We start from the raw sequence: 17678 nt of genomic DNA on the forward strand, positions 1-17678 counted from the left end.
CTATTATCCTGTCTTTTGCTATTTCTAACAATAAAAAATATTCACTATATTAATCTTTATTAGTTTTGCTTGCATTACTGTATGATTTTTATGAATTTTTTTACGTACTATTTTAGAACCTATTTTCCGTTTTATTGCCTAATGCGTGCTAGAATATTTTCCATCTATTTTATTTCTGCTGAATATGTCTCCATGAAAAAATCTTATTATACTTTATTAAGTGTTGGATTATTTTTATTCGCCCCATCACACTCTCAAGCCGAAAGTTTAAAACAAATTTTGCAATATGCTTTTACGCAACATCCAAATTTAGATGAAGCGAGAGCAAACATTCGTATCGCAGAAAGCCAAACTAAAATTTCAGAAGCCGGTCATCATCCGATTATTTCTCTCAGCCAGAATAAAATACTCGCACAAAAGCATACTTACCAAGGGGAGAGACGCTCCGACCCTAGCATTAACGGCAGAATAAACCTCTATTCTTGGGGAGCAGTAGAAGCTGAAATTGAACGAGATAAACATCGTGTCGAATATTATCAACACAAATTTAGCGAAACGCGTGAAACAATGGGGCAAACAATCGGGCAATATTATTTAAGTGCATTACGCGCAAAAGAAAATATTGCTATATATCAGGAAAGCCTAGCTCGTCATAAAAAATTAATTGAAGATTTAAAAATAATTGTTTCTTATGATCCCGGCAGAACATTTGAATTAAATGAAGCGGTAACTCGCCGTAATCAAGTAGAAACAAATATCGCCCGTCAAGAGCGTATTCTTTATACAAATTTGAGCCAATTAGGACGATACAGTAAAAACGAAGTGGATAAGAATGCGCTTCAAGATCCTTTCTCATCTCAAGATACTCTTGCATTTTTGAAGCGCTATCGTAGCAATAATCTTTCGACAAACCCAACATATCTTGCACAAGAAAAGGAGTTCGAGAGTACGAAAGCCGCCGTTAAAGCAGCTGAAGCCCGCCGATTACCTTCAATTAATTTGGAGGGTTCCGCAAGCCGTCATGAGCGAGAGGTATATGTCGGTGTATCGTGGGATATTTACAACTCCGCGACAAAACATGAAGCGGAAAGAAGCCGTCATTCTCAAACTGCTGCAGATGCAAAACTTCGAAGCATTAAATTAGAAATGGAAGAAAGAGCTCGCACAGCGGAACAAGAAATGTTTCGCTCGCAGAAACTCGCCAAAATTACACAACGGCAAATCAAATTACAGCGCAAAGTCGTTAACGATACCGAACTACAATTTGATATTGCAACAAAATCATTACTTAATTTGCTGGACGCATACCAAGAATTAACCAGTGTACAAGCAGAAGAAGTTGCAGCACGCAATGATTATCGAGATGCTGCTTTACTCTATTTGGTTTCTCAAGCCAAATTAGCAAGTTGGGCTGGTTTTAGCACTCTGAACTTAACGGAAGAAAAAGGTAAATAAATTGAAAGCAATTATTGACCACTTAGCTCATATCACTCAATTACACGGTTCGCCAGTTGCCAAAGAGGCGCTTTCAGCGCAAGTGATACGAGAACAAAACCTCAATGTAAATTTTCAGTCCTTAGTAGAAGTTTTACGTTCACATGGATTTGAAAACCAAATTTCTCGTCGTGACTTAAAAGATATTCCTTCGCTTTCAACCCCGGTATTGGTGGTCTTACAAAATGAAGAAGCGGCGATTGTCACGAAAATTGAAGGTGCAGGTAAGGATAGAATTTATCATCTGTATCAAAATGGCATCACGCATAGCGTATCCGCTGATTCACTTGCTCAGAATTATTTAGGATATTGTTGGTTTATTAAGCCTCAAACGGGTAAAGATCAACGTTCCGAATTGCCGGAATACCATATGCCGAAAGCTTGGTTCTGGAAGGTGATTTGGCGTTTCCGCTCTTATTATTATCAAGTGATCTTAGCAACGTTTATCATCAATTTCTTAGCCTTAGTCAGCTCACTTTATGTGATGAACGTTTATGACCGAGTGATTCCAAATAAAACGTATGAAACCCTTTGGGCATTAAGTATCGGCGTAGTGCTAGCAATTAGTTTTGAATTGGCGGCTAAATTAATTCGAGGACATCTCACTGACATCGCTGGCAAAAAAGCCGATTTACTGATAAGTTCAGCTATTTTTAGACGGGTTGTGGGGCTACGTTTAGTCGATAAACCGGCATCTTCCGGCTCCTATGCTAATAACTTACGAGAATTTGAATCCGTTCGAGAGTTTATGACCAGCGCAAGTTTACTGGTTTTAGTAGACTTACCTTTCGTATTGTTATTTATTTTTGTGATTTTCTTGGTGGGAGGTTCCTTAGCGCTCGTGCCATTGATCATTATCCCAATCGTGATGATTGTCGGTTTTGCGGTACAACCGAAAATTGCCGAAAACATTAATAAAACCATGCGCGAAAGTTCACAGCGACAAGGTTTAGTTGTGGAAGTGATTGACGGTATTGAAACCTTAAAAACCAATAATGCGGCAAATTGGGCGCAACAGCGTTGGGATTCTTATACGGCAAAGACTGCTGCGACACAGATTAAGGTAAAGGACTTAAGCAATTTTGTAGTGAATTTTTCAACGGCGATGCAGCAACTGAATACGGTTTTCTTAGTTGTCGTCGGGACTTACCTTATCCATGCGGAGAATGAGACATCTCGTATTACGATGGGTGCATTGATTGCTTCCGTTATTCTTTCCGGCCGAGCATTGGCGCCATTGTCACAAATTGCCGGACTGGCGACACGTTTCCAACAAGCTCGTCTAGCATTAAAAGGTTTGGATAGTATTATTGAGCGCCCGACCGAGCGAGATCCGGACCGTAAATATATTACGCTGTCATCGGTACAGGGACATATTCAATTTAACCAAGCACATTTCCAATATTCGGCGCAAGGTAACGATATTGTTTCAGGGTTGAATTTACAGATAAAACCGGGTGAAAAAATCGGTATTTTAGGCAGAATCGGAAGCGGCAAAACAACATTACTTAAATTGGCTTCTGGTTTATACGAACCAAGCAAAGGTAACGTTACATTAGATAATGTGGATTTACGCCAAATTGATCCAAACTTCTTACGTAACCAAATAACACTGTTTAGCCAGTCACCTCGCTTATTTTTAGGTTCATTACGTGAAAACTTAGATCTGGCTCGTACAGACAATTTCGCCAGTGACCAAGAGCTATTGCTGGCGCTACGTCGTTTCGGCTTAGATCGCATTATCCAACAGCATCCTCGCGGTTTAGATATGCCTTTAGGTGAAAACGGACAAGGGCTATCCGGTGGTCAAAAGCAATTAGTTGCCTTAGCACGCTTAACCTTAAAAGATCCAAAAGTTGTTTTGCTTGATGAACCGACCAGCGATCTTGACCAAGGCTCGGAAATGATGGTGTTAAACGCTTTAGCGAATTGGACGAAAAATCGTACGATGCTGGTAGTTACACATCGTCCGCAAGTATTACGAATTGTTGAACGAGTAATCGTGGTAGAAAATGGCAAAATCATACTAGATGGTCCTCGTGATACTGTGTTAGCAAAATTGCGTGAGAATGAACAAGCAAAAAAACAACAAAATTCGACCGCTAGTACTAAACAAGCAGAACCTGTAGCAACACAATCTCAAGGAAGTGAAAATAATGAGCAACCAAGAAAAAATTAGCCAAGCGGATCTTGCTTTGATTAACGATCTGAACGCCGCAATGCAAACAGAAAAACATCGTGGCATCTTTACAGTGATTATATTGTTCTTCGCTTTTCTGGTGGTCTTCGTAATCTGGGCATATAACAGCCCGCTAGAGGAAGTGACACGTGGACAAGGTAGCGTTATCCCAAGTAGCCGAGAACAAATCGTGCAAAGCCTTGATCCCGGTATTATTCGCGAAATGAAAGTAAAAGAAGGCGATATTGTCGAAAAAGACCAGATTTTACTTACTTTGGACGATACCCGCAGTTCCGCTATGCTACGAGAAAGTAAAGCAAAGGTGCAAAACTTACAGGCGGTTGCGACTCGTTTACAAGCCGAAGCTTACGGTATGCCGCTGAAATTTGATGCCTCTATACCGGCTGAAATTCAAGCTCGAGAAAAAGCAGCTTATCAAGTTCGCTTACGAGCAATGAGTGATGCAGTAAAAGGACTAACCCATAGCAAAGCATTATTGGACCGTGAAATCGCCCTAACCTCGCCAATGGTTAAAAGAGGGGTAATGTCTGAAGTTGAACTCCTTCGAACCAAACGCCAATCAGCCGATCTGGCTCAACAAATTGCTGAGCGTAAGAATCGCTATGCGGCTGAAGCAAATGAAGAGTTAGTTCGTACGGAATCAGAACTCGCCCAAGCAAAAGAAACGCTTGCGATGTATGCGGATCCGGTGGAACGTTCACAAATTAAAGCGCCACTGCGTGGTATTGTGAAAAATATTAAAATTAATACGGTCGGCGGTGTAGTTCAAGCCGGACAAGATATTTTGGAAATTGTGCCGCTAGATGAAAAATTGTTAGTACAAGCCTATATTAGCCCGAAAGATGTCGCCTTTATACGCAACGGGCAGCCTGCATTGGTTAAAATTAGCGCCTATGATTATGCAATTTATGGCGGACTTGAAGGAAAAGTGACAATCATCAGCCCAGATACGCTACAAGATGACCGTACACAGAATACGTTAAAATTAAATCCGGAAGAATCTTACTATCGTATTTTAATCGAAACCAACGAAAGTAAAATCTTCGATAAAAATGGCAATCCGCTTGAGATTACACCGGGGATGACCGCCACGGTTGATATCCGAACCGGTGAAAAAACGATCTTCCAATATCTCATCAAACCGATTACGCGTATGAAGCAAGCAATGCAAGAGCGCTAAATCATCATCATTTTTATAAGGTTGTCTGATCTTCAGACAACCTTTTTTGTCACAAAAATTTACAATCCGTTATCCGCTTTATTTTTCCATCACTTAGCAAATTGCAACCCCTTCCCTGCAAATTTTTCGATTTTATTTTCAAAAAAAATAACTAAAATACACAACATATTGTGCCAGAGACAAAAAAATAACACAATATATAGCAACAATTTTATAACAAATGAAAAACCTCAGATTCTGCTTGGAACGAATTGTTTGGCAAGAAGTGCCGCGTGAAACCTCACTCGCCTTCTTAATCACTGGCTGCCCGTTAGGCTGTAAAGGCTGTCATAGTACAGAAAGCTGGAAGGTTGGAAGCGGTCAAATCTTGACGAAAAATTATCTCGCCGAGCAATTAAATAAATACCAAGGCTTAGTCAGCTGCGTACTTTTTATGGGTGGAGAATGGCTGCCTGAACAACTTATTCCGCTACTGAGTTACTGCAAACAAAGAGGGCTACAGACTTGCCTTTATACTGGGCTTGAACGAGATGAGCTTTCCGCAGAGTTACTTTCGCAATTAACCTACCTAAAAACAGGGCGTTGGATTGCAGAAAGAGGCGGTTTAGACAGCCTTACCACCAATCAACGTTTTATTGATTTACGCACCGGTGAAAATCTCAATCACTTATTTAGCAAGGGAGTTTAATTACATGATTCGCTTACAACCTAATCAACTTGAAGGCAAGCTAGGCTTTATCGATCATTATCTGCACGCCAAAAACGCAGCGGACGGTTCCAAAATGGACGCAAATGCCAATGTTACTCAAAAAAACATCGCCACTATGGAAAACGAAATGATGAAAGACTTCTTTGTGCAAATTAATCGTGCCAAAGTCAGTCGTAAAATTACCGAATTATTTGATGAAGAGCTTGCCGGTGAATACCTACGCCAAATTGAAGCGCACGAAATTTACGTACACGATGAAACCAGCCTCAAGCCTTATTGCGTATCAGTTACGATGTATCCTTTCTTACGTGACGGACTCACCAAATTGGGTGGCGAATCTAAAGCACCGAAACACCTTGCGTCATTCTGTGGCTCGTTTGTGAATTTTGTATTTGCGGTCAGCTCACAATTTGCTGGTGCGGTTGCCACCGTTGAGTTTCTCACTTATTTTGACTATTTTGCCCGTAAAGATTTTGGCGATAACTACCTTGAAACCCACCGTAGCGAAATCGAAAACTACCTACAACAAGTGATTTACAGTATTAACCAACCGGCTGCCGCACGCGGTTACCAAAGCGTGTTTTGGAATATTTCACTGTATGACAAACACTATTTTGATGCGATGTTCGGTAATTTTGTGTTCCCTGATTTTGAACGCCCGAATTGGGAAACAACCGCCGCGCTACAAATTTTCTTTATGAAATGGTTTAACCAAGAACGTACTAAAGCGATTTTAACTTTCCCGGTGGTCACAGCTGCAATGCTGACTGAAAACGGCAAATGCAAAGACAATGAATTTGCCGAGCAAATGGCGGAAGAGTTGTCACAGGGTAATTCATTTTTTATCTATCAATCTGATAACCCTGATTCACTTGCTTCTTGCTGCCGTTTACGTAATGAAATCTCGGATCACACCTTCTCTTATTCATTAGGTGCTGGCGGCGTGGCGACCGGTTCGATTAACGTCATTACCATCAATATGAACCGTTTAGTGCAAGATGGACGCAATTTAGAAGAAGAAGTTGGCAAAATTCATAAATATCAATACGCTTATCGTAAATTAATGGAAGAATATTTAGCCGCCGGAATGTTACCGGTTTATGACGCTGGATTTATTTCTTTGGATAAGCAATTCCTCACGATTGGTATTAATGGAATGGCGGAGGCTGCCGAATCACAGGGATTAACTGTCGGTTATAACCCAGAGTATATGCAATTTGTACAAAGCCGTTTAAAAGTGATTTTTGAAGCAAATCAAACCGCGTCCAAAAAATATGGCGTGAAATTCAATACCGAATTTGTACCGGCGGAAAATCTTGGCGTGAAAAATGCAAAATGGGATAAACAAGACGGCTATTTTGTGCCTCGTGACTGCTACAACTCCTATTTCTATGTGGTGGAAGATGAAAATACTAATGCTTTGGATAAATTCTTGCTCCACGGAAAAGAGCTAATTGAGTGGTTAGATGGTGGCTCAGCACTTCACCTTAATTTAGATGAAGCATTAACCCAAACTGGCTACCGCTCGTTACTTGATATTGCAGCTAAAACCGGTTGTAACTATTTCTGTATTAACGTGAAAATCACGATTTGTAATGAATGTGCACATATTGATAAACGCACCTTATGCAGTTGTTCAAAATGCGGTTCGCAAAATATTGATTACGGCACACGAGTGATCGGCTACTTAAAACGTGTATCCGCTTTCAGCTCCGCCCGCCAAAAAGAACATAGCTTGCGTTTTTATCATAGAGAAGCGGCGTAATTTAATTTTAATCAAGGAGAGTAAACTATGAAATATTGGCTTGTTGGTGCATCTTGGGGTGGAATTGAACATCAGGATGAAACTTTTATTGAAAATGGTTATTGGATGCTTGGTTGGAAAAAAGATCAGCAGCCTTCACAATTTGCTAAAGGCGATACCATCAAAAAAGGAGATCGCATAGCAATAAAAAAAATGAATGGTAAAGGAGCAAAAGATATTCGGATTTGTCATTTGGGTATCGTAAAAGGTGTTGTCCATGACTCAGGAAAAATCATTTGTATTGTTGATTGGGTTGCGACTAATCTAAATAGAAATGTAGAAAGTAAAGGTTGCTTTGCATCCATTCACGGACCATATGACAAGAATGAATGGATTCAAGAAATATTTTGTATCTAATCCGTATGGGCATCAAGCGGTTTAATTTCTCTCAATTTTTGCAAAAATTTGAAAGAATTTAACCGCTTATTTTTACCCTCATCCATCTGTGGGAAAGAGTATTTGTCATTAAGAAGTTAAGTTAATTAGAAAAGCAATCAAGAAAAAATTATCGTGCTTTTGTAAGCTGATTCATTCTCACATCAAACACATCCATTCCACCGGCAAGGGCAGCTTGGATACCAAGATCGGCATCTTCAAATACAAGGCAGTATTTCGGCTCTACGCCTAAACGCTCAGCACATAATAAAAAGGTTTCAGGTGATGGCTTATGTTGTTTGACATCATCGGCATCAACAATCGTGTTGAAATACGGACGAAGATTAAACTTATCGAGTAATTTATACGCCTGAACACGGTGCGCCCCCGTGCCAACGGCTAATGGCTTTTTGCCTGAATAATGTTGGATAATCTCAAAGGCCGGTAACAGAGAGGAATATTCATAAGTAAGCTCCATCGCAATTTTACGCTTCATTTGTACCACTTCTTCTAGCAATTCCATCGGCATATTTGCTCGTTGCATAATTTCACGCCCGATAGTGTAAGTGGTTGCACCGCCTAGCTCGTACATTACCGAGCTATCCACTTGATAGCCAAAATATTCACCGGTAATCTCCCACGCTTTTGCGTGGCTTGGCATCGTATCAATAATGGTTCCATCCATATCAAAAATTAATGCTTGATATTGATCTAAAGTTTCCGTACTGACTAACATAACGCCCTCCCTAAATATGCCTAGATACGTTCTTTAATGCCGCCAAATTCCTCAATCATTTTTTGAGTAAATAATTTGAGTTCTTCAGTCATTAACAAGAAATCCGCATCGAAACGTTGAGCAATATCTTCTTTTAAAATATCGTCATTCTTCTCACGCACTTCATCGGCAAATTTAACACGGGAAAGGGCTGCATCTTCATTCAATACACACGAGAAATGGTTCTCCCAATCAATTGCAAGTTTTGTAACAAATTTGCCCGCTTGTAAGTGTTGAGCGATCTCCTCGCTTTCTAGATCTTGGCGTTTGCAACGGATTACGCTGTCTGTGTCAAACGATTTCAGCTCAGCTTCTTCTAATAAATTCAACCAATTCGGCGTATGTCCTTTGGCAATCCAGTTCGTCATCACTTCACTCGGCAATAAAGCAAATGAAATTGGCACAACAGGTAGCGATCCTAATGTTTTACGCAATAATGCGAGCGTATCTTCCGCTCGTTTGCTTGAACCGGCATCAACATAAACTAGCTGGGCATCTAAATCCAACCAAATTGCGGTAAGTTGATGTTTACTAAATGCTCGAGGCAACAACATTGCCACCACATCATCTTTGATAGCCTGTTTTTCGGTTTTCTTGAGCTTACGGGCTTCTTTTTCTTCTAAAACGGCTATACGTTCTTCCGTTTCTTTTTTAACCACATTCGCCGGTAACAATTTATCTTCTTTATGTGAAACTAATAGAAACTGTTTGCCCTGTGAAAAATGTAATAATTCCGACCCGGAAAGCGGACTCGCCCAACCGAATTTACTCATATCGCTTTGTGAACAAGGGCTAAATTTAGTTTGTTGAAGTTGCTTCTCCAAAGAATGACTTTCCAACGAAAGCGGCGAAGTCAGGCGATAAATCATGACATTTTTGAACCAGAACATTTTTATGATCCTTTTAGGGTGTTAGAATGGGTAAAATTCTAACAGATTTCTCCTTTAGGCTCTAATCAAATCTCCTTTCCCCTTTTTCTAAAGAAAGGGAGCTTGAGGGAAATTGTGATCTATCCCCTATTTTCCGCCGAAGCGGTTGCATAAACTTTTGAAGGCAACTTTTCGTGTTTGAGTTTGCTTGCAAACGAGTTTGAAAAGTTCGCCTCAAAAGTTAGCAATGTTAGCAATAAGCGTAGGGAGAAGGAAAATCTGGGGTCGCCTTTCTTCAGTTACTTTTTGAGGGTTACTTTCTTTGGTGAAGCAAAGAAAGTGACAAAAAACAGATAAATTTATTAACATCAGCTGGAAAAATAATAATGAAACACTACCCACTTCTAAGCTTTATCGGCACCGGCAATATGGCATACGCCATCATTCAAGGCTTACTAAAAAGCCATTATCCTGCCTCGCAAATCATCGCTTGCAACAAAAGCAATTTAGCTCGCCGAGCGGAATTACAAGCAATCGGCATTGCAACAAATTTTACCAATCGTGAAGCAGTTGAACAGGCGGAAGCCATTGTATTGGCAGTCAAACCACAAATGATGGCTGAAGTTTGCAGCGAATTTTCCAGCATAGATTTTTCGAATAAAACCGTGATTTCTATCGCAGCAGGGATTTCAGTTGCTCGTTTAGAACAGCTTTTACCCACTGCAAAAAATATCATCCGCACCATGCCGAATACGCCCTCGCTGATTGGCGAAGGTATGATCGGGTTATTTGCAAAAAAATCAATAAATTCGACCGCTTGTCAATTTGCGGAGGGCTTAATGTCGGCAGTAGGGAAATGCTATTGGGTCGAGCAAGAACAGCAAATCAATCATATTATTGCAGTGACCGGTTCCAGCCCTGCCTATTTCTTCCGTTTTATGGAAGCAATGCAGAAAAGTGCAATGCAAATGGGATTCAGTGAAGCTGATGCACGTTTATTGGTGCAACAAGCCGCATTAGGCGCAGCAAAATTAGTCGAAGCAAACCCGAATACGCCTCTGTCAACATTACGAGAAAACGTGACTTCAAAAGGTGGAACAACAGCTAAAGCTCTGGAAGTATTTGAACAACACGCATTAACGGAAACGGTTGATCAAGCAATGTGGGCAGCTATTCACCGAGCGGAAGAAATGGAGCAACAACTATGATAAAACTAACCCCATTCCAGTGGGCGGCATTTAATTTCTTTGGTTTCTTTTGCGCTTACGGCGTATTTTTACCATTTATGCCCGTATGGCTAAAACAGCATGGCTATAGCACCGAGATGATCGGTTTACTCGCCTCATTCGGCTATTTATTCCGTTTTGCCGGCGGAATGCTGTCATCACAACAGGTTAAATCGTCCAATCAATTAATTCCAACCGCGCGTGTGCTGACGTTATTAAATCTGATTGCGATTATTCTCATTGTGTGGTCGGTAGATTCTATTTGGTTGCTATTCCCTGCGTTGATGCTTTTCCATATTTTTAACGCCGGTGCAATGCCTATCGGTGACAGCATTGCTTCGCTTTGGCAACAACAAGTCGGCATTGATTACGGCAAAGCCCGTTTATTTGGCTCAATCGCTTTTGTGGTCGGCTCACTGAGTACCGGTTATTTAACCGGCTGGCTGGGTGAAGACTCCATTATTTGGATTATGTTCGGTTTCTTTATCTTATTAGGCTGTGGGCAATTACTTACACCTAAAGTCAGCTTTGAAAATCAACAAGATAAGAACTCTTCATCAACTCTCAGCTATTGGCAAATTCTCAAAGAGCCGACTACGTTACGTATGATGTTTGCCGTTTCATTAATTCTTGGTTCACACGCCGCTTACTATATTTATAGTACGATTCATTGGTCGGCAGCCGGTATTTCCACCCAAACCAGCAGCTTGTTATGGGGATTTGCGGTATGTGCCGAAATTTTATTTTTCTTATTTTCTAACCGCTTATTTAAAGCATGGCGTATTTCTCACTTGATAATCATCGCCAGTGTGATTACGATTATTCGTTGGTCAGTTTTGGCTTCAACTACCGAAATTACTCTGTTGGCAATCTCACAAACATTCCATGCCATCACGTTCGGAATGGCACACTATGCAATGATTCGTTATATTTCAGCCCAAAGTCCGGAGAAAATTACCAAATTGCAGGGCTTATATTTTGCCTTATCGAATTGTGGCTTTACCGCGATCTTTACCTTTGTATCGGGAATGTTATATCAAGATATGCCGAATTTTGTCTTCTGGCTGATGGCGATTATTGTTGTACCGGCAACTTTGATTGTGCCAAAAAAATTTGAAGTGAAACTAGTGCAAGGGGAAAATCATGTCTGAATATAACATTGGTAAAGTGTTTGCATCCGACAAAACCACTTATCAGGCAATTGATCAGCTGCTCGAACAAGAAGGCATTCGTAGAGATAATAATCTTGATTACACTTGTGCGATGTATAACAACGATGATGAAGTGATTGCAACCGGCAGTTGTTTTTCAAATACGCTACGTTGCTTAGCGGTGTCTCATCAACATCAAGGCGAAGGCTTAATGAATCAAATTGTTACGCATTTAATTAATGAACAATTTGAGCGAGGTAATTCACATATTTTTCTCTATACCAAAACCTCCACCAGCCAATTTTTTGCCAATTTAGGCTTTTATGAGATTGCCCGTATAGAAGGGAAAATTTCCTTTATGGAAAATCAGCGCACCGGATTTGCAAATTATTTAGCAAATTTGACCGCTTGTAGTCCGACTCCTCTCGCGACTCAACGGGTGGCGGCGATCGTAATGAATGCCAATCCGTTTACTTTGGGGCACCTTTATTTGGTGGAAAAAGCCGCAAGCGAAAATGATCTGGTACATCTTTTTATTGTGTCTGAAGATAAAAGTTTGGTTCCGTTTGCAGTTCGAAAACAATTGGTAGAACAGGGCGTAGCACATTTAAACAATGTGATTTGCCATGAAAGCGGTTCTTATATTATTAGTTCGGCAACCTTCCCGAGTTACTTCCAAGAGAATGATAATGCGGTCATTGAAAGTAATGCAATGCTCGATCTGCAAATTTTTACACGTATTGCTACTGCGTTAGGCATTCAACGTCGTTACGTTGGCGATGAGCCTTTTAGCCGAGTAACCAATATTTATAACCAAATTATGCAAGACAAATTACCAGAACAAGGTATCAAATGCGTTATCGTGCCTCGCAAAGACGTGGATGAACAAATCATTAGCGCTTCTGCTGTTCGAGAGTTGATTAAAAATGGTGATTTCACTACGATGAAACAGATGGTGCCGGCTTCTACATATCAATTTTTTACCAGCGAAGCAGCAAAACCGGTTATTGCACGTATTCAAGCAACAGATAATGTAAGGCACTATTAAAAAAGAAATGTAAAAAAGAGATGCTAAAAAACAAGCGGTCATATTTTGCAAATTTCTTACAAAATATGACCGCTTGCTTTATACAAGTAAGTTAATCTTTACTTCAATTGTTCTTCGATAACACCGCCACCTAAGCACACTTCGCCTTGGTAGAAGACCGCTGATTGTCCCGGTGTTACCGCAATTTGCGGTTCATCAAAAATAACTCGAATCGTATCATCATCCATTGGTTGAATTTCACACGCGATATCCGTTTGACGATAACGCGTTTTTACCGTGCAACGTATATTTTCACGAATCGGCTGACGATCCACCCAGTGTAGCTGAGTTGCGATTAAACCGCTTGAAAGCAATGCCGAATTATCATGACCTTGTGCCACGACCAGTACATTATTGATGAGGTCTTTTTCGACCACATAAAACGGATCTTCGCTTAACCCTTTCACGCCGCCAATGCCCAGCCCTTTACGCTGTCCGAGAGTGTGGTACATCAACCCATCATGGCGACCGACAACTTTACCATCCACTGTTCTGATTTCACCCGGTTGTGCCGGTAAATAACGCGCTAAGAAATCTTTAAATTTACGTTCACCGATAAAGCAAATACCGGTCGAATCTTTTTTCTTCGCGGTCGCTAAACCTAGATCTTCAGCGATTTGACGTACAATTGGCTTTTCAATATCACCCACTGGGAATAGGCTCTGTCCGACTTGCCTATGGCTTAGAGTGTAAAGGAAATAACTTTGATCTTTATTTGTATCTAAACCGCGCAATAATTGTGCGTTGTTATCATCCCCACTACGGCGTACATAATGGCCGGTTGCAATATAATCCGCACCTAAATCTTCCGCTGCATATTCTAAAAATGCTTTAAATTTGATTTCTTTATTACAAAGAATATCCGGATTTGGTGTACGACCCGCTTTATATTCGTTTAAGAAATGCTCGAAAACATTATCCCAATATTCTGCAGCAAAATTGATTTTGTGCAGTTTCATACCCAGCTTATCCGCCACCGCTTGAGCATCGGCTAAATCCGCCGCTGCGGTACAATAATCGGTATCATCGTCTTCTTCCCAGTTTTTCATAAACAGGCCTTCAACTTGATAACCTTGTTGTTGCAGAATAAAAGCGGATACTGATGAATCCACACCGCCGGACATTCCAATAATCACTTTCTTTTTCGCATTCTCCGCAAATTGCTCAGCGGTTAATTTAGCAAAGTGAGTATCATAAGTTTTTGAGCTTAGTTGAGTTTGATTTGTCATAATTCTCCCGTAACTTCGGTTAAGGCGAAGCACATTGGTTGATTTAACAGATGGTAAATATTTACTTACACATATAGAAAACGGCACAAACCGAATGTTTGTGCCATTAAAATATTGAAAAGAGACTGTAAGGTTTAACAATTTTTAAACCGCTTTCCCCTCTCCCTGATTTTTCTTTTATACAAAGAAAAATCTGTCCCTCTCCCGCAAGGGGAGAGGGATATATGTCCTTTATATTTTATTTTACTTCGTAAAATTGCGGTTCTTTGCTGAAACGAGCCACTTCTTCAGGATCAGCCGTACCATCCGCCATTTTAACTTTCAGATTGTCACAAGGCTCTTCACAGTCACACATTTTTTTCATACCTAATGCAGTAATACCGCCACAGCTGCCTTTGATTGTTTTTCCTTTTACGATAAAACCAATCGACATTGCAAAAATCACGGCAACAAAAAAGCCGAAGGTAATTAATAATGTTTCCATCGTTCACTCCAATTATTTTTGGTTAATTAATTTTTCAAATTCGCTCGACATTTTAGTTTCAAATGTTTCGCCGTTCTTAATAATCAGGAAAACCGCTAACTTTTCACGTTCAGCCACTTCCAGCGCTTTTTCCGGCCCTAATACGAATAAACCTGTTGATAAACCGTCTGCTGTCATTGTAGTCGGGGCAAACACGGTAATCGAAGCTAATTTATGGCTAACCGGACGTAGTTCTTTCGGATTAATAATGTGTGAAAGACGATTACCTTGTTCGTCTTCAAAATAATTGCGGTAATTACCGGAAGTCGCCATACCTAAATTATGTAATGGAACGGTAATCTGTGCCGCTTGTCCTTGCGCTAGCGTTGGTTGCTCAATCGCAATACGCCAATCGGCACCTTGTAAATTTTTCCCTTTACCACGCAACTCGCCACCGATTTCCACCAAGTAATTCGCTAAACCGAGACTTTCGAGATGCTCTGCCAATTTATCTACGCCAAAACCTTTTGCGATAGAAGAAAGATCTAAATAAAGGTTCGGTACAGATTTTGCTAATAAAGATTTATCACTGCCGGTTAATGTTAACTTTTCAATGCCAACTGCCGCCGCACGTTCAGTAACTTGTTCTGCTGAAGGTACTTTATTTAAGCGTTTGTCCGGCCCGAACCCCCATAAGTTAACTAAAGGCCCGACAGTAACATCTAGCGCCCCCTCTGTCACTTTATTTAGTCGAATTGCTTCATTCACAACTTTGGCAAAATCAGGCGAAATTTCAACCGATTTATTAATCTCTTGCATTGCATTAAAACGACTGATTTGCGAATCTTGTTGGTAGGTAGACATTTCATCGTTAACAGTTTTCAATAAACTGTCCAATTGCTTCTGCACTTCATCCGGGGTTCCCAACTGCGCAACTTTTCCGTCATCAATATATTTTACCGTATAGGTTGTGCCCATCGTTTTACCTTGTAAGGTAATTTGCTCCGAGTTTTTATTACAAGCGGTTAAAAAAATTGCCGACATTGCAAAAATTAAAATAGATTTAAGTTTCAAATTAAACCTCTTTATTTTAGTAGGTAATATTTACGGACGAATACATCACTTCGCCCCAACAAAAGAAATTACTATTGAAAAAGACTGTAAAAACAAACTTTTTCACTAACAATTTAAACGACTTCAAGCGGTGTGTTTTACAAAAAATTTGCAAATCACACCGCTTGTAAATCAAGGTACATTTATACCCTGTCCTATTTGGTATTAACCACCGAAGTCATCTAATAAGATGTTTTCGTCTTCAACACCTAAACTCTTCAACATACCAATTACCGCTGCATTCATCACTGGTGGACCACACATATAATATTCACAGTCTTCCGGTGCTTCATGATTTTTCAGATAGTTTTCATAAAGTACGTTGTGAATAAAACCTGTGTAACCTGTCCAATTATCTTCCGGTAACGCATCTGAAAGTGCTACATGCCATACGAAGTTATCGTTTTCAGCCGCTAATTGGTCAAAGTCTTCTTGGTAGAAGATTTCACGTTTAGAGCGAGCACCATACCAGAATGACATTTTACGTTTAGATTTTAAACGTTTTAATTGGTCGAAAATGTGTGAACGCATTGGTGCCATACCTGCACCACCACCAATAAATACCATTTCTGCATCAGTATCTTTCGCAAAGAATTCACCGAACGGGCCCGAAATCGTTACTTTATCACCCGGTTTTAATGACCAAATGTATGAAGACATTTGACCCGGTGGAACATCTGGGTTACGTGGAGGAGGCGTTGCAATACGCACGTTTAGCATAATGATGCCTTTCTCTTCCGGATATGAAGCCATTGAGTAAGCACGGATAATATGCTCGTCCACTTTTGACACATAACGCCATAAGTTAAATTTATCCCAGTCTTCGTGATACTCTTTCGGAATATCGAAGTCTTTATAGTTAACTGTATGAGGTTCCGCTTCAATTTGGATATAACCACCTGCACGGAAAGGTACTTCTTCACCTTCAGGAATTTGAAGTTTAAGCTCTTTGATGAAAGTTGCTTTGTTATCGTTAGAAATAACGGTACATTCCCATTTTTTCACACCAAAGATTTCTTCCGGAAGTTCAACATCCATTGAAGATTTTACGTTTACCTGACATGCTAAACGCCAACCTTCTTTCGCTTCTTTCTTAGAAATGTGCGATAACTCGGTTGGAAGAATTTCACCACCACCAGATTTTACTTGTACTTTACATTGGCCACATGAGCCGCCGCCGCCACAAGCTGACGATACGAAAATACCTTTACTCGCTAAAGCACCAAGTAATTTACCACCCGCCGGAAGCGTAATGCCTTTTTCCGGATCGTTGTTGATTGAGATGGTAATATCACCTGAATCGACTAATTTTGATTTAGCGAAAAGAATGATCACCGCAAGCACTAATACCAGAGCCGTAAATGCGATAATACCGAAAATAAAATTACTATCCACGATATGCTCCTTATAATTGAATGCCTGAGAATGACATGAAACCTAACGCCATTAAGCCTACAGTGATAAAGGTAATACCTAAACCACGTAAACCTGCCGGAACATCAGAATATTTCATTTTTTCAGTTAAACCTGCAAGCGCAACGATTGCTAACATCCAGCCCGTACCAGCACCGATACCATAAACCACGGATTCCGTGAAGTTGTATTCACGTTGAACCATGAATGATACGCCACCGAAGATCGCACAGTTTACGGTAATCAACGGTAAGAAGATACCTAATGCGCTATATAATGCCGGGAAGAACTTATCTAAAATCATTTCTAAGATTTGAACAAGTGCCGCAATCACACCGATGAACGTGATGAAGTTTAAGAAACTTAAATCCACACCTTCAACAAGTGCACCGTCTTTTAATACGTGTGTATAAACTAATTGGTTAGCCGGTACCGCAATACCTAATACTACGATTACCGCAATACCTAAACCAAAAGCAGTTGAAACTTTCTTAGACACCGCAAGGAATGTACACATACCAAGGAAGAAAGAAAGTGCCATATTCTCAATGAATACAGACTTAACAAATAGACTTAAATAATGTTCCATC

The 17678-nt window shown here is 40.3% G+C and carries 16 protein-coding genes; 9 read left to right on the plus strand and 7 right to left on the minus strand.

Features of this window, described 5'->3' with window-relative positions; all coding sequences use genetic code 11:
• Window positions 1-192: 192 nt before the first annotated feature.
• The 6 genes from C228_RS0102755 to C228_RS0102780 all read left to right on the plus strand — a co-directional run bounded on the left by C228_RS0102755 (window position 193) and on the right by C228_RS0102780 (window position 7744).
• On the plus strand, window positions 193-1455 hold the full coding sequence (locus C228_RS0102755) for a TolC family protein (RefSeq protein ID WP_018651177.1): 1263 nt from the start codon (window positions 193-195) through the stop codon (window positions 1453-1455).
• A 1-nt stretch (window position 1456) separates the two neighbouring features.
• Window positions 1457-3673, plus strand: a complete 2217-nt coding sequence (locus tag C228_RS0102760) for a type I secretion system permease/ATPase (RefSeq protein ID WP_018651178.1) — start codon at window positions 1457-1459, stop codon at window positions 3671-3673.
• The gene (locus C228_RS0102765; RefSeq protein ID WP_018651179.1) at window positions 3651-4874 is read left to right on the plus strand and encodes an HlyD family type I secretion periplasmic adaptor subunit; all 1224 of its coding nucleotides are present in this window, start codon (window positions 3651-3653) and stop codon (window positions 4872-4874) included. The genes C228_RS0102760 and C228_RS0102765 overlap by 23 nt, the downstream gene beginning before the upstream one ends.
• Before the next feature lie 220 nt (window positions 4875-5094).
• A complete protein-coding gene (gene nrdG / locus C228_RS0102770) occupies window positions 5095-5562 on the plus strand; it encodes an anaerobic ribonucleoside-triphosphate reductase activating protein (protein WP_018651180.1) in 468 nt (155 codons plus the stop codon).
• 4 nt (window positions 5563-5566) lie between these two features.
• Entirely contained in the window at window positions 5567-7348 is a 1782-nt protein-coding gene (gene nrdD, locus C228_RS0102775; RefSeq protein WP_018651181.1) for an anaerobic ribonucleoside-triphosphate reductase, read from the plus strand.
• A gap of 27 nt (window positions 7349-7375) precedes the next feature.
• Window positions 7376-7744: a hypothetical protein gene (locus tag C228_RS0102780; RefSeq protein ID WP_018651182.1), complete on the plus strand. Its 369-nt coding sequence runs from the start codon at window positions 7376-7378 to the stop codon at window positions 7742-7744.
• A gap of 148 nt (window positions 7745-7892) precedes the next feature.
• On the opposite strand, the gene C228_RS0102785 is transcribed toward C228_RS0102780, so the two are convergent.
• Both C228_RS0102785 and rdgC read right to left on the minus strand, forming a co-directional pair.
• Entirely contained in the window at window positions 7893-8498 is a 606-nt protein-coding gene (locus C228_RS0102785) for a beta-phosphoglucomutase family hydrolase (RefSeq protein WP_018651183.1), read from the minus strand.
• A gap of 20 nt (window positions 8499-8518) precedes the next feature.
• Window positions 8519-9427 (minus strand): recombination-associated protein RdgC, encoded by a 909-nt coding sequence (gene rdgC / locus C228_RS0102790; RefSeq protein ID WP_018651184.1) that lies wholly within the window; start codon window positions 9425-9427, stop codon window positions 8519-8521.
• Window positions 9428-9792: 365 nt separating this feature from the next.
• Here rdgC and proC point away from each other — a divergent pair, with 365 nt between their 5' ends.
• The 3 genes from proC to citC are packed head-to-tail and all read left to right on the plus strand — an operon-like array spanning window position 9793 to window position 12831.
• Window positions 9793-10614, plus strand: coding sequence for a pyrroline-5-carboxylate reductase (proC, locus tag C228_RS0102795; RefSeq protein ID WP_018651185.1), 822 nt, complete (start codon window positions 9793-9795; stop codon window positions 10612-10614).
• Window positions 10611-11783 (plus strand): 3-phenylpropionate MFS transporter, encoded by a 1173-nt coding sequence (locus C228_RS0102800; RefSeq protein ID WP_018651186.1) that lies wholly within the window; start codon window positions 10611-10613, stop codon window positions 11781-11783. The genes proC and C228_RS0102800 overlap by 4 nt, the downstream gene beginning before the upstream one ends.
• Complete coding sequence (gene citC / locus C228_RS0102805; RefSeq protein WP_018651187.1) at window positions 11776-12831, plus strand: [citrate (pro-3S)-lyase] ligase; 1056 nt, start codon at window positions 11776-11778, stop codon at window positions 12829-12831. Before C228_RS0102800 ends, citC begins: the two co-directional genes overlap by 8 nt.
• 98 nt (window positions 12832-12929) lie before the next feature.
• On the opposite strand, the gene mnmA is transcribed toward citC, so the two are convergent.
• The 5 genes from mnmA to nqrE form a co-directional block, all read right to left on the minus strand.
• Window positions 12930-14099, minus strand: coding sequence for a tRNA 2-thiouridine(34) synthase MnmA (gene mnmA / locus C228_RS0102810; protein ID WP_018651188.1), 1170 nt, complete (start codon window positions 14097-14099; stop codon window positions 12930-12932).
• Window positions 14100-14337: 238 nt separating this feature from the next.
• The gene (nqrM, locus tag C228_RS0102815) at window positions 14338-14583 is read right to left on the minus strand and encodes a (Na+)-NQR maturation NqrM (protein ID WP_018651189.1); all 246 of its coding nucleotides are present in this window, start codon (window positions 14581-14583) and stop codon (window positions 14338-14340) included.
• 12 nt (window positions 14584-14595) lie between these two features.
• Window positions 14596-15636, minus strand: a complete 1041-nt coding sequence (locus tag C228_RS0102820; protein ID WP_018651190.1) for an FAD:protein FMN transferase — start codon at window positions 15634-15636, stop codon at window positions 14596-14598.
• A 204-nt stretch (window positions 15637-15840) separates the two neighbouring features.
• Complete coding sequence (nqrF, locus tag C228_RS0102825) at window positions 15841-17070, minus strand: NADH:ubiquinone reductase (Na(+)-transporting) subunit F (protein WP_018651191.1); 1230 nt, start codon at window positions 17068-17070, stop codon at window positions 15841-15843.
• A gap of 10 nt (window positions 17071-17080) precedes the next feature.
• Complete coding sequence (gene nqrE, locus C228_RS0102830) at window positions 17081-17677, minus strand: NADH:ubiquinone reductase (Na(+)-transporting) subunit E (protein WP_005624085.1); 597 nt, start codon at window positions 17675-17677, stop codon at window positions 17081-17083.
• Window position 17678: the final 1 nt, after the last annotated feature.

Origin of the sequence: Actinobacillus capsulatus DSM 19761 (assembly GCF_000374285.1) — a bacterium.
In the GTDB taxonomy this organism is placed as follows: domain Bacteria; phylum Pseudomonadota; class Gammaproteobacteria; order Enterobacterales; family Pasteurellaceae; genus Actinobacillus; species Actinobacillus capsulatus.

Coding starts and splice junctions, on each gene's coding strand:
- C228_RS0102755 (WP_018651177.1), top strand. CDS start 193: ATGAAAAAATCTTATTATACTTTATTAAGTGTTGGATTATTTTTATTC.
- C228_RS0102765 (WP_018651179.1), top strand. CDS start 3,651: ATGAGCAACCAAGAAAAAATTAGCCAAGCGGATCTTGCTTTGATTAAC.
- nrdG (WP_018651180.1), top strand. CDS start 5,095: ATGAAAAACCTCAGATTCTGCTTGGAACGAATTGTTTGGCAAGAAGTG.
- nrdD (WP_018651181.1), top strand. CDS start 5,567: ATGATTCGCTTACAACCTAATCAACTTGAAGGCAAGCTAGGCTTTATC.
- C228_RS0102780 (WP_018651182.1), top strand. CDS start 7,376: ATGAAATATTGGCTTGTTGGTGCATCTTGGGGTGGAATTGAACATCAG.
- C228_RS0102785 (WP_018651183.1), bottom strand. CDS start 8,498: ATGTTAGTCAGTACGGAAACTTTAGATCAATATCAAGCATTAATTTTT.
- rdgC (WP_018651184.1), bottom strand. CDS start 9,427: ATGTTCTGGTTCAAAAATGTCATGATTTATCGCCTGACTTCGCCGCTT.
- proC (WP_018651185.1), top strand. CDS start 9,793: ATGAAACACTACCCACTTCTAAGCTTTATCGGCACCGGCAATATGGCA.
- C228_RS0102800 (WP_018651186.1), top strand. CDS start 10,611: ATGATAAAACTAACCCCATTCCAGTGGGCGGCATTTAATTTCTTTGGT.
- citC (WP_018651187.1), top strand. CDS start 11,776: ATGTCTGAATATAACATTGGTAAAGTGTTTGCATCCGACAAAACCACT.
- mnmA (WP_018651188.1), bottom strand. CDS start 14,099: ATGACAAATCAAACTCAACTAAGCTCAAAAACTTATGATACTCACTTT.
- nqrM (WP_018651189.1), bottom strand. CDS start 14,583: ATGGAAACATTATTAATTACCTTCGGCTTTTTTGTTGCCGTGATTTTT.
- nqrE (WP_005624085.1), bottom strand. CDS start 17,677: ATGGAACATTATTTAAGTCTATTTGTTAAGTCTGTATTCATTGAGAAT.